The organism is Desulfococcus sp., assembly GCF_050178255.1.
GTDB lineage: Bacteria > Desulfobacterota > Desulfobacteria > Desulfobacterales > Desulfococcaceae > Desulfococcus > Desulfococcus multivorans.
This window is the reverse complement of sequence record NZ_JBFXGG010000081.1, coordinates 1-13,319: the sequence shown is the minus strand read 5'-3', so window position 1 is coordinate 13,319 and position 13,319 is coordinate 1. Positions and strand designations below refer to the sequence as shown.

At 58.4% G+C, this 13,319-nt stretch carries 6 protein-coding genes and 1 pseudogene; 6 read left to right on the top strand and 1 reads right to left on the bottom strand.

Annotated elements, in window-relative coordinates:
* The 6 genes and pseudogenes from AB7S84_RS13065 to AB7S84_RS13040 all read left to right on the top strand — a co-directional run.
* Positions 1 to 1,460, top strand: a pseudogene (locus AB7S84_RS13065) (caspase family protein); the annotation flags it as partial.
* Positions 1,461 to 1,496: 36 nt separating this feature from the next.
* Complete coding sequence (locus tag AB7S84_RS13060; RefSeq protein WP_020875635.1) at positions 1,497 to 1,850, top strand: hypothetical protein; 354 nt, start codon at positions 1,497 to 1,499, stop codon at positions 1,848 to 1,850.
* Positions 1,851 to 1,929: 79 nt separating this feature from the next.
* Entirely contained in the window at positions 1,930 to 2,901 is a 972-nt protein-coding gene (locus AB7S84_RS13055) for a hypothetical protein (protein WP_020875636.1), read from the top strand.
* Between the two features lie 150 nt (positions 2,902 to 3,051).
* The gene (locus AB7S84_RS13050; protein ID WP_428154907.1) at positions 3,052 to 5,907 is read left to right on the top strand and encodes a CHAT domain-containing protein; all 2,856 of its coding nucleotides are present in this window, start codon (positions 3,052 to 3,054) and stop codon (positions 5,905 to 5,907) included.
* Between the two features lie 226 nt (positions 5,908 to 6,133).
* The gene (locus AB7S84_RS13045; protein WP_020875638.1) at positions 6,134 to 7,384 is read left to right on the top strand and encodes an MFS transporter; all 1,251 of its coding nucleotides are present in this window, start codon (positions 6,134 to 6,136) and stop codon (positions 7,382 to 7,384) included.
* A gap of 64 nt (positions 7,385 to 7,448) precedes the next feature.
* Entirely contained in the window at positions 7,449 to 9,287 is a 1,839-nt protein-coding gene (locus AB7S84_RS13040; RefSeq protein ID WP_020875639.1) for a c-type heme family protein, read from the top strand.
* On the opposite strand, the gene AB7S84_RS13035 is transcribed toward AB7S84_RS13040, so the two are convergent.
* A complete protein-coding gene (locus AB7S84_RS13035; RefSeq protein WP_428154904.1) occupies positions 9,284 to 12,925 on the bottom strand; it encodes a proline dehydrogenase family protein in 3,642 nt (1,213 codons plus the stop codon). The genes AB7S84_RS13040 and AB7S84_RS13035 overlap by 4 nt on opposite strands.
* Between the last annotated feature and the right edge of the window lie 394 nt (positions 12,926 to 13,319).

Genomic DNA, 13,319 nt, shown 5'->3' with positions numbered 1-13,319 from the left:
TTGTCGCTGAGAATCCCGAAACCCGTATGCTCGTCCAACTGGTGGAAGGGGCGGGGGACTTCGAGTTGGGCATGATTGACGAAGGCCGACTGGTCTTGCGAGGACCCGAGAACCGCCCGAGAAATTTTTACCGGAATCCGGATGAGATTCCCAAAAGCCTGTGGCAGCACGCCCGTCAAAAGGCGCTGCTGCATCTGCGGGGAGAGGGCGGCAGCGATTTTGTCGACAACCGGACCCTTGCGGTTTCCCTGGTACCCGCGCCCTCTGCCAGGCAGAACAAATGCGCCGACGGCATATGGCGGCAGGCAGCGCCGGGTGATCACCAGATGATTCCCCTGTGCCAGGCCTGGAACGTCAAGGTCACCCTTTCGAAGGCATCCCCTGTTCCGCTTTTGATCGGCGCACTGATCCTGTCGACGGACGGCGGCATTTTCGCGTTGCCCCGGGATGACCGTAAGGTCCGACTCCAGCCCGGCGAAAGCACCGTTTTCAACGCCACCGGCGAGACCTTCATCGGTTTGCCGCCGCTGGATGTCCGGGACCGCATCATGGTTTTCGGCACATGGGAGAGCAACCCCGTCTCCTGGGGGCAGTTCACCGAGACGGCCGCCGGCCGGGGCCCTGGAATGAGCGGGCTTGCCCGGGCTCTTGACCGCTATTTCCAACCCGGGACACGAGGGGTCGGTGTCGTCTCGGCGGAATCGGCTGAAACGACGACCTGGACCCTCAGCACCATCACTTTGCACGTGGAGGCCAACAATCGCTTTGCCGAGACGGACCGCGGAACCAGGACCATCAACTGGCGCGAGTACACCATCGCTGATTTCGACATCCGGCCTTACCTCCCTGCCGATGAAATGACCGCGCTCTACAAAGTCCTGAAAACGGCGGATCGCCTTGCGAACGCTTCGGCCCGGGACGGCTATTCCTACAGGCAGCACGACTGGACCCAGCCTTCGGACGAGGCGAACCTGAAGCGCGGCATCGACTGCTCCAGGGCCGTCTGGTTCGCTTTCACGCGCTCAGGAATACCTTACAACCGGGAGGATAGGTACCTGACCACGGCCATGATGGTCGGCGACGACAGTATCATGGACGACGATTTCGACAGCTGCGCCGGCGACCCAGACCTCGAGATCGGAGACATCCTGGTCTATCGGGACGAGACCCGGGGCGACGGCCACGCGGTTATGGTCATCGATCCGGAAAAGCGTATTGCGTGGGGATCCCACGGCTGGGACGGCAACTCCCGCAACCTGCCTGTCGAGCCGGACACCGGCGTGGAGTACCAGAAGATCAAATTCAAGCCGGACTGGGAGCGGTGGGATCGAGGCTCCATGAAACTCAAAGCCTGCTGGCGACACCGGCGGATTGCCGGGGAGGGAGTGCGCTTCCGCGGCCGGCCGGGCTCACGACCCCTGACGGATATCTGCAATGCTGAACGAAACTGCGGGCGGTAGCCGATATTGGCTCCAACGCGCCAGGCGAGGTGCCGGATGGACGAATTCCTGAAGTCAAGAGCGATGATGACCCCAGGTGTTGCAGGTGGTGTCACCACCATGATCACGGGGACACTGGTCAGCCAGTTTGGGCTGCCGGGGAACTGGACAGGCCTTGTCATCAGCCTTCTGCTGGGACTCGCTGTTCTGGCGGACAAGTCGGTCTCCGTCTATCAGCGAATTGTGTATTACATCATCAATTCCCTGACGATCTATGCCGTTGCCATCGGCATCAACACGGCAGGGATGGCGATTCAATACAGCAACGAACCCGGTTCGGACCCAGCGATAATCGAGAGAGAGGTGCCACCCGACACTGGCCGGTTTTTCCAGGAGTGGTTCCGTAACTAGTTGATTCCAGACGCCTCTATTGCTCTTTGTGTATAGAGAACGCTGGCTGTCTGCCTGGACTGCCGGAAAGGAGAAAGATATGAAGGCGCTGCGACTTGATGTTAAAAATTTTGGCTTTTTTTGGGGACAGCTGCTGATGGTCGCACTGCTGGCCGGATGCCCTCCCTTTCCGCAGTCGGACGGTGAATTCGGCGGCCCCTCGTCCGGTGTTGTCGAGATGGATCAGAACACCGATCCCCGTTTTTTTTTTCGTTATCGCCAGGGCGCCATCGGTCGGATCATGGTGGCCGGCAAAGCGGTTTGGCTTGACGGCAGGAGGCTTGTCCGGGACAGCTACATCCGGAACGGCGCTCACGTCAGCACCGGTCCCGCCGGCGCCGCCATTATCGAATTTTTTCAATCCGGCGGGATGGAATGCGGGCTCGACATCCGTGAATTCCGCCGCGGGCGGATCTATGGCAGCACCGATCGGTGCGGACACATGGTGGTGACGGATCAGGGCGGCATGGAGATGGGAGGATGGCCGGCATCCTACCATGTCGACGTCCGGGACAAAGGCGTGACCATCTTCACCGTCATCAACGGCGAGGCCTGGGTCTGGCGCCATGCCGATCCTTCCCGGCGGGTGCCGGTGTCGGGTTACCACCAGGCGGCGCTGTCGCGCACCCGGATCAGCCCACCGCGCAGCGTCACCCCGGAAGAGGTCGAAGCGATCACCCGATGGCGGGAAAATTTCCAGCGTTTGAGAGATCTGTACCAAAGCCCCCGGGATAGTAAGCCCCCTCCTGTCGTTTCAGAGCCGGATTTGCTGAACAGAATATTCAGAGATGCATGGAAACTATTCGACAATCCAAGATCGAGGGATCGTCTTGATCCTCCAGACACGGACACAAAGCCCGGCGTTGATTCGCAAATCCCCGACACCGATACAAAGGTGAAAACGATCCCGACGGTTCCGATAAAACCGAAAATGGCAACCCCTCTGAAAAGGAGCCCGGCAGTTCCGATAAAACCCTATGGGGTGACCCCTCCGGAACCGAATCTTCGGTGATGCAAAGAGATGTGCGGCGCGACACCTTGGTAACCGCTGGGCTTCAGCCGCTCATATATTGATGCCGACGGTGCCGGCATTTCAGAGAACTGAATGAAGATAATGGATACAGATCCATCTCGGCCTGGCCGCAAGTATACGGCTATTCTTATGGTACGTTCGGTGCTGGTTGGGGCCCTTCTGTTGAGTGGGTGCTGCCGAATACCGAAATGGGTGTCGATGGACGGGATCATCGACATGCACAGCCGCCGTGGGCAGCAAGCCTATAGCAAGGGGGACTATCGCCAGGCGGCGGCAGCCTGGCGGAAAGGGCTGGACGCGGCTGGAAAAGGCGGGCGCAACACCGACGCCGCGCGGTTCCTGGTGAACCTCTCCGAGGCCAGCGAAGGCATAGGGCTGTATAAAGCGGCCTTAGCGCAAGCGTCTGAAGCCCTCGACCTTTTGGGGGAGGGGGGAGATCCGGCCATCCGATCTCAGGCCCTGATCCAGAAAGGGTTGGCCTATCGACGGACGGCACGTTATGCCGCGGCAAGGCCGTGCTTTGACGACGCCCTTGAGATCGCCCGCCGGGTGAAAAACCCCCATCTTGAAAGCGAGAGCATCCGAAATATCGCAGCGCTCCTGCAGGACCAGGGGGAGCTCGAAGCAGCACTGCCCCTTTATGAGGATGCCATCGATCTGGCACGGGCTTATGGGGATGAGACGAGCGAGGCCAGAAGCCTCAACAACCTGGGCCTTTTGTTCGATGCCAGGGCCGAGTATCCAGAGGCCCTGAAACACCATCAGGCATCCCTTGCCCTCCGCCGAAAGCTTGGAGACCGGGCCGGGGAAGGCAAGGTTTTGGGGAATATCTGCATCTCATACAGCAAGCTGAACCGGTTCGATCAGGCCCTTCAGCACTGTGAGGCGGCCCTGGACATTGCGGAGAAGATCGGGGATCGGCAGCGGGCGGCCAACCACCTCAACAACATCGGCTCTCTCTACCGCCGCCTGAACCAGCCGCGCAAGGCCCTCCGGTATTACCGGCGCTCCCTTGAGATCAAACGGGAGACGGCCGATCCTGCCGGTGAAGCACGCGCCCTCAACAATATCGGCGAAACTTACTGGCATCTGGGAAAACTGGATTCGGCTGAAGACTATCTCGAGAGATCGCTCGAGATCAAGAAACGCATCGGCGATTTGGCCGGGCAGAGCGCCTCTTATCAGAATCTGGCACTGCTTTACAGCCGCCGGGGGCGTTATCCGGAGGCCAAATTCTTCTACATGAAGGCGGTTTTGCTCAACAACCGGATCGATCGGCCCGAGTTGACGTGGCGGGCCTATGACGGACTGAGCTACGTTTACGAAGCGCTCTCCATGCCCGAGCCGGCGATACTCTACGGCAAAAAAGCGCTGCATTCGATCCAGGACACCCGCTCCCGTTTGGCCGTCATGGAAAAGCCGCTGCGCCTCTCCTACCTCGAGGACAAGACGCACGTCTACCGCCGTGTCGCCGATCTTCTGATCCGGGAAGGCCGTTTGCTGGAGGCCCAGCAGGTCATCTCACTGCTCAAGGAGGAGGAATATTGGCATTTTCTCGACATCCGGGGGCCGGATGGTCCGTCGGTCGATGACGTCGTCACGACCTTAACCGAGCAGCACTGGATCCGGAAGATCGCGGCATTCGAAGGAGAGTTGGGCAAGGTCGGCCATGAGATCGAGGGGCTGGAGATGGAGCAGCAGGGGCGCGAACTATCGGAAACGGAGCGTGAGCGTCTTTTTCAGTTGTATGACAGGGCGGATGAGATTCATGCAGCCTTTGAAGCCTACCTGCAGGAACTGGAATCGACCTACAGCGACAAAGTGGAATTCGGCCAAAAGACACTGGATGCCCTGGAGTCTCTGCAGGGAGACCTGGGCAGGTTTCCGTTGCGCACCGTCATCGTGACCTTTCTCGTCCTGGAGGATAACATCAGCATTCTGCTTACGGCCCCTGCAATCCAGATTCCCTACCGGATCCCCATGACCGAAGCCGACCTCAATCGATTGGTGTTCAATTTCAGGGAGACGCTGATACGCCCGGACCGGGATCCCCGGCCTCCGGCCGGGGCGCTCTACGATCTTCTGATGGCGCCTATCGAGCAGGACCTCATCAGGCTTGAGGCTGAAACCCTTATGATCTCCCTGGACGGCACCCTGCGGTATCTGCCTTTCTCAGCTCTGTTTGACGGGGAACGCTACCTGACGGAGCGCTATAACCTTGTCCTGTTTACGCCGGCCGCCAAAAGGCTTTTCGGGGAAGTGAGGACACAAGGCCTGCGCATCGCGGGATTGGGGATGAGCGAAGCGGCCGAAGGGTTCGGCAGCCTGCCGGCGGTCAAGGAAGAGCTGGACGCAATCGTCAGGGAAGAGGACGAGAACGACCTCATGGGGGTTGTACCGGGCAAGATTCTGCTTAACCAGGATTTTACCGCGACCGGTCTGGCGGAGATGCTGGGAAAGGGATATCCGCTCGTTCATCTTGCGAGTCATTTTTCATTCCGTCCCGGGACTGCGGAAGACTCGTTCATTCTCCTGGGGGACGGAAGCCGGCTCACCCTTTCGGAGCTGGACAGCCGGAGATATCCCTTCAGATTCATCGATCTGCTGACGCTGTCCGCCTGTGAAACCGCCGTCGGTGGGCAGGACGCCCGGGGCAGGGAGATCGAAAGTTTCGCCGCTCTTGCCCAGACGCGCGGCGCAGGGGCGATACTGGCGACCCTTTGGCCTGTTGCGGATGCCAGCACCGGAACCTTCATGGCGCTGTTCTATCAACTTCGAACCGAACACCGCCTGAGTAAGGCGGAAGCCCTGCGGGAAGTGCAGCGCAGATTCCTGTCGGGCAAGGATGAAACGGACATTCATGAAGATGAACCCCGCGGCGTCAAACCGGTCAACGACCAAGGGGAGTTTACACCACCGCCCGAGGCGCCCTATGCGCATCCGTTCTATTGGGCGCCCTTTATTCTGATGGGAAATTATCTCTAGCGCCACGGCAATTTCATCGTTGTCAATTGAATTCCCCCTGTGATATGCCAATCCTTATGCACCGCAGGTTTCCGTCAAGGTGCGCCTTCCGGTCGGCCCCCTGAAGGAGATGACGGATGAGGGACGCTGTTTCCAGCGGTCGGCGCTCACGATTTTAATTGATCATTCAACTTTCGACTGAATACCGAAAGTTGAGTGATCAATCGACGTTGAATGAATATGGTATATGGTGTCAACCTTCGTACCCTTTACCGCTCTTTTCGCCGCCGTTCTGATCCTGATGGCCGGCGTCGGCCTGCTCAATACCCTTCTGAGCCTCAAACTGACATTGGCAGGCTTTGCCCCCCAGACCATCGGCGGTATCATGGCCTGCTATTTTGTCGGACTGATCCTGGGATCCGTCCAGGGCCATCGATTGATCGAACGGGTCGGGCACATCCGCGCCTTTGCCGTTTTCGCCGCCGTGACGACGGGGATGGTCATGCTTCACGGATTATTTGTTTCGGCGGCCTTGTGGGCCCTCCTGCGACTCCTGACCGGCATCTCCATCATCGGGCTTTACATGGTCATCGAAAGCTGGCTCAATGAATGCACCGAACCCCGGACCCGGGGACGAATTTTTTCGGTGTACATGATTATGAGTTATCTGGGTATGGCCGTCGGTCAGCAACTCCTTAACATGGGAAATGTGGCAACTCAGGAGCTTTTTTTCCTCGTGGGTTTCCTCGTCACATTCAGCCTGGTGCCGGTGGCCGCCACCCACGCGATTCACCCCGAATTGCCTTCGGCGCAACACTATCGAATTCTGCCCTATTTTAAAAGGGCGCCCATCGGCATGCTGGGATCCTTGTCGGCGGGAATGATCAACAGTGCTTTCTACGCGATGGGGCCGGTTTTTGGACACCAGATCCATCTGACGGTTTCCGAATTGTCGGCCTTCATGACGGCGACCATTCTGGGCGGGCTGGCGTTTCAGTGGCCTGTCGGAATCATTTCCGACCGCTTTGACCGGACCCTGGTGCTGCCTCTGCTGGGGGTGATGGTGGCCGGTGCCGCGCTTCTGGTGATTGTCGTGGCGGAAATCACCTACTGGCTGATGATCGGGGTAATGGCGATGTTCGGAGGGTTGATTTTCGCGGTTTACCCGGTGGCCGTGGCGCGGGCCCATGATCTTTTTGAGCGGAAAGACATTGTGCCGGTCAGCTCATGTCTGCTTTTTTCTTACGGCATTGGTGCCGCAGTCGGCCCCGTGGGGGCGTCGACGGTGATGACATGGGCTGAAAGCCCATACGGGTTCATGGGATATATCGCTATGATCGCCGGCATCTACGCCGTCGTAACATGGGTGTTGCGGCGTATCGAAAAGGTCGAAATCGTTCCGGTGGCGGATCAGGTGGGCTTTCTGGCCATGGAGAGCACCTCCCCGATGGCGGTGCAACTGGATCCCCGGGCAGAGATCGATTCGAAAGGATTATGAGCCCAGGATCACTTCTCCGCGGGATCTTCCGCGGCTATGGACCTCTCCCACATCCAGGAGGATCATGAATCATCCTGAAAGATTGATGTTCGTTCAACTGAATCGCTATATATGGGCAATGGCGATCTTCTGGAGTCTGATCGTATTCCTGTCACTGACATGGAACTGGATTCATTCGGAACTGAACGTCCAGGAGAACGCTCGAATTCAGGCCCGGACCGCCTATCAGAAAGACATCCTTTACAGACGCTGGAATTCCCTTCACGGCGGCGTCTTCGTCTTCGTGGGGAGACACGCCACGCCCAATCCCTATCTCAGCGCCGAGGAACGCGAGATCATGACGATTTCGGGCCGTCGACTGGCGCTGATCAATCCGGCTTATATGCTGCGAATGATTTATGATCTTGAAAGGGCCTCGACCGACATCAGGGGGCGGATTTCGAGCCTTAAACCGATTCGCCCTGAGAACGCGCCGGACGCCTGGGAAGCCGCCGCCCTTCGGGGATTCAGGATCGAAGGGCAGGAAGCCAGCGGGATCGCCACTATTGACGGCACGGAATACATGCGTCTGATGCGGCCCCTCGTCACCGAGCGAAGCTGTCTCAAATGTCACGAGAAGGAGGGCTATAAGGAAGGCGACATTCGCGGCGGTATCAGCGTTTCCATCGCCATGGCACCGCTTCGCGCCGCTCTGAAGCCTTATCGTGTCGCTCTGATTTTCGGTCACGTGCTGCTGTGGCTTTTCGGTTGCGGTGGGATTGGTCTGGCTGCGAGCCGTCTCCGGCGGCAGATACGACAACGAAAAGCGATAGAGGGAGCACTGAGAGAAAGTGAGGAGAGATCTCGAGTCCTGGTGGAAAACGCCCCCTTCGGTCTGTCCATCATGCGGCCGGATCAACGGTTCGAATATTTCAATCCCAAGTTCATCGAAACCTTTGGCTATACCCTGGCGGATATTCCGGACAAGACGGCCTGGTTTGAAAAGGCCTACCCCAATCCCGGTTATCGGGATACGGTACGGAAGATCTGGACGGCGGATACCTGCCGGCCGATGGGGGACGCCCCGGAAATCGACCCGAAAACCTTCACGGTCCGGGGAAATGACGGACGGGATCGCGTCATCCGTTTCAGGAATGTCCCCCTGAAAGACGGACGCCAGCTCCTGACCTACGAGGACATCTCCAAACAGGTAGCGGCGGAGGATGCCCTCAGAAGGTCGGAAGAGAATCTTCGCTTACTGTCATCGGGACTTCTGGCGGCTCAGGAGAAAGAACGGCGACGCATCGCCTATGCCCTGCACGATGAACTGGCCCAGGACCTGGCGGTGCTGACCATCGAGGTGAAATGCATCGAGGAGGGCTTGTCGGCCGACCAGACAGGTCTCCGGGAGGCTTGCCGCAAGACCCATTTGCATATCATCGACATTATCGAAAATACGCGTCGACTGTCGCAGGGACTGAGTCCGGCCCTTCTGGAAGACTTGGGGCTTTCGGCTGCCATCCGACGGATGATCGAGGATTTTTCCGCCCAGACCGGCATTGACGTCTCTCTGGAGATGGCGGATATGGACCACTGCTTCCGGCCGGAAACCGAGGTCATTGTCTACCGCATCTTTCAAGAGGCCTTCACCAACATCCGTAAACACGCCGAAGCGACTCGGGTGACAGTGACGGTGGTCCTTGAGGACGGCGAGATGACAATCTCCATCGCGGACAACGGCCGAGGGTTTCGTCCCCAGGTCTTCAGGAATCGACGCTGTTCGGGCAAGGGGCTTGGCCTGATTGCCATGGAGGAGCGGGTTCGCATGCTGGGCAGAACCCTGCACAAGTCCAGCGACGACGGCAAGGGCATGCGGCTTGTTTTTGCCGCGCCGCTGGACAGAGCGTGCGGAGAAGTACCTTAGTCCGGAATGGCGCGGTCTCCAAGGTTGCCGTACCGGTGGTAGCTGTGGGAGACGGTCTGCTCCTGGAAATAATTGAGCATCTCGATGCGTCCTTCCATCAGGACCCGATTCCGGGAGATGTAGAAACCATGTTCGGCTGCTGCTTCGAAAACAGCCTTGGGAACACGGTCCGGTGCCGCATACCGGATACGATCCACGTCATTCAGAATGTCTATCAGATCCTGATCCGAATGGCGGACGACGGGAATGCCGCCCAGGAAATACCGGCCGTTTCCACCTGCGAGAAAACCGGTCACCGGGCTGTCGAGATCCCTGGGGAGACCGACGATGACCCGGCATCCGGCGACGGCCGCCCCCGCGATCCGGGCCAATACCTCGAAGAGTGTGTCTCGGGCGTCCACCCTCACGATCACCGTGTCGACGGGGCGGTAGCGCAGCACATTGTCTTCTCCGCGGATTTTGAAATAGTCCTTGGTCTGAGAGAATTCCTGTTCGACGTTGTAAATATAACTGTGGATTGCCCGGACGGTCCGTTCGATATCATCCCGATGGTCGGGCATCTGGCCCCAGGCCGTCTTTCGACGCCATTCCTGAGCGATCCGGAGAAGGCGGTATTCTTTTTGAATGGCGCCCGTCCGGGGGAAGCCGACCTCCTCGAAATCCATGAACTGAGAGACATAATTGGGGCTGCCGGCTTTGATGCCCGCACCGAGGGCGGATTTTCCCATTCCGCCGAAGGGTTGGCGAAGGACGACAGCGCCGGTGGTCACCCGGTTGATGTACAGGTTTCCGGCCTCGATCTTCCCTTTCCAAAGACGCTGCTCCCGTTCATCTAGGCTTTCAAGACCGGAGGTGAGCCCGTATCCGGTCTCATTCACCCATTTGATGGCGGTCTCCAGGCTGTCGGCTTTCATCACCCCGATGACCGGGCCGAAGAACTCGGTCATATGGGTATAGGAACCGGCCTGAACGTTCCATTTTATCCCGGGCGTCCAGAGGTAGGGATTACCATCGATGTTCCGGGGCTTCAGCGCCCATTCCTCACCCGGCTCCAGCTGGGTGAGGGCACGCTCAAGATCGCCTTTTGGCGGGTGAATCAGGGGCCCCATCCGGTTCCGGAACCGCCAGGCCGAACCTGTCGCATAACTTTCCGCCGCGTCCACCATCTGTCGTTTGAAGTGGGGATCTTCGAAAACCTCCTTCTCGAGAATGACGAGAGAGGTGGCCGAACACTTCTGGCCGCTGTTGCTGAAAGCGGAGTGAAGGATGTTTTTGATGGCCTGATCCCGGTCGGACATAGCCGTGACGATGGTGGCGTTTTTCCCTCCGGTTTCGGCTGCCAGGAGCGCGTCGGAGCGGTTTTTCAGGATCTTCATGCCGGTGTCGGTGCCGCCGGTTAGAATGATGAAGTCGATGTCGGGACTGCCGGTGAGTCGGGGGCCCACCGAAGATCCGTCGCAGGGTACGAACTGCAGCGTATTTCTGGAAACGCCGGCCCGCCAGAAGCACTGACAGAGATGCCATGCGGTCATGGCCGCCGCGGACGCCGGTTTGAAGATGACGGTGTTTCCTGCGGAAAGGGAGGCCAGGATGCCGCCTGCCGGAATGGCGACGGGAAAATTCCATGGGGTGATGACCAGTGCCGTGCCTTTGCCCTGACAGGTGACGCCGGGGAGGCTTTCATAGATTCCCGCGGTCCATGGGTAGAACTCTGCGAAGTCGATGGCCTCGGATATCTCCGGATCAGCCTCGGTGAAGATCTTTCCCGTGTTGGCGGCGGCGCATCCCATCAAATCTCCCCGGGCTTTCCGGAGTTCGACGGCCACATTCGACAGGATGCGATGCCGTTCGACATGGGTGAGGGCGCGCCAGCCGTCAGGGTCCGCCTTGGCGACGGCGACGGCGCGATCGACGTCTTCTATGGTCGCCAGGGCAAATCGGGCCGGTATGACCTTTTCGGCATATTGGTTGGGATCGATGCAGTCCACGATCTCCCGCCCCTGGAAAAGCGCCTCACCGCCAATGAGCACGGGGATCTCCTCCGGAGGGTCCCCCGGACGCTTCATCCAGCGCTTCCTCACCCGTGCCGCCCACCGGACATTGGCGGAAAGGGACCAGTCCGTATCCGCTTCGTTGATGAATTCGCCCGTGTGAAACGAACCGCAAGGGGTATCGTAGGTTTCGGTATTCCGGTCCTGGATCCGGTTCGGCGTTGACTTGACCCGATGCTTATGTCGACAGGAGGCGATGAAACGCTCCTTGAGGAAGCACCACTCGGGCGAGCCGGACGTCAGATTGAAGGCGTACCGCAGAAAATTTTCGTCCGCCGTGTTTTCGTCCAGTCGGCGAACGAGATAGGCGATGGCGTTGATGAATTCCTCCCGGGCGGCCACCGGTGCATACAACAGCACCTCCTCCCCGGTGCTGTCCCGAAGGGCGCGCCAGACATGGTTGGCCATACCCTCCAGCATCTCGAAGGAGACATAGGCGTTGACACCGTACTGCCGGGCCCGGAGATAGGCATAGGCCTGTTCAAAAAGATTGTGGGAGGCGATGCCCAGATGGACGGCGGTGATGTTGTCCGGTCGCATGCCGTAGTCGATCATTCGCTTATAGTTGGCGTCGACGTCCAGTTTGTTGTCGTAAGGGGCCAGCGGCCAGTTATGAATGGCCGACTCCACCAATTCCATCTCCATGTTGGCGCCTTTGACGATGCGGATTTTGATGGGCGCACCTTTGCCGGCTGCCCTTTCCCGGGCCCATCGGGTCAGTTCCCGTTGCTTTTCGAAGGCGTCGGGCAGATAGGCCTGAAGCACGATGCCGGCTTCGTAGTCCCTGAATTCATCCTGGTCCAGCGTCTGTGTGAAAGCCACGAGCGTGATGGCGAGATCCCGATATTCCTCCATGTCGAGATTGACGAATTTGGGGACGAGGGCACCGTCCTCCCGGCGGTAGCGGTGATGTTTTGCAGCTCTGAAAAGTCGGGAGAGACGTGCTTTCAGAACGGCGACCGTGTTTTCGAAAGCCAGGGAGTTGATCTGGGAAAAAATGGTCGAGATCTTAACCGATATGTACTCGATGGACGGATCTTCCATATCCCGGATATAGGTGGCGAGACGTCCTTCGGCCTCCCTTTCTCCCAGAACCGCCTCGCCCAGGTGGTTGAGATTCATACGAATCCCTTCTTTTCGGCGCTGTTTCAGATGAGCGTCCAGGATCACCTTCTCCCCCGGAATGACGGATCGGGCGCTGTCTTTTCGGATCTTTTCGATCATCCTCGGGATTGCGGTGCCCGGAGCGTATCGACCGGCTGTCAGAAACAAACGGATCAAGGTCTTTTCCGGGATGGAGAAAAATTGGGGCACCCCGTATTTCAACAAAACATGGCGGACCTGGTCGGCTACACGGGCATGGTTGTCGGAGCGGAAGCTCTGGTCGATCATTCTGGTCAGAATGACCTTGTCGAGGGGATTGCGGATCAGTCGCATCATTTGCCGCTGATGCCGTTTCTCCTGCAGGGTCAACCGGCTGTTGGCCTTGTCCTGCCATTCCGCGGCGAGCCTGACGGCATCATGAATCAGGGGGTCGGATGCCATGGAATCGGACGATTCCCTTGGATTCGAAACGATGGTATTCATGGGCCATTCTCCTCGTATTGATGGATGGGATGCTGTTGTTTTAAATGGTTTGATAATTAGAAGTCAATAGAAATGGTTTGATAATTACATGCATTCAGAAAGATCATAATCACGAAAACCCGGCTTGTACATGATAACCAGCCGGGCATGGTGTTGTCGGTGTTTTCGAAGAGATGGGGATGTCGTCTCATGACGCGCCGGAACCGAAAAGGCGTTGTTGGGGCGGCGCATCCCGGAGGATCTTCGACGATTCCCCGGGATGTCATGGATAGAAGGGGTGCGGCGGCTGAAGGTTCGATCAACCTTCAGCCGATATGGGTCGATCCTGCCGATATTTAAGGTTTCACTTTTGTTCCCATGGCGAGCCCGGACTCCAGGGCTTTTTGATTGACCT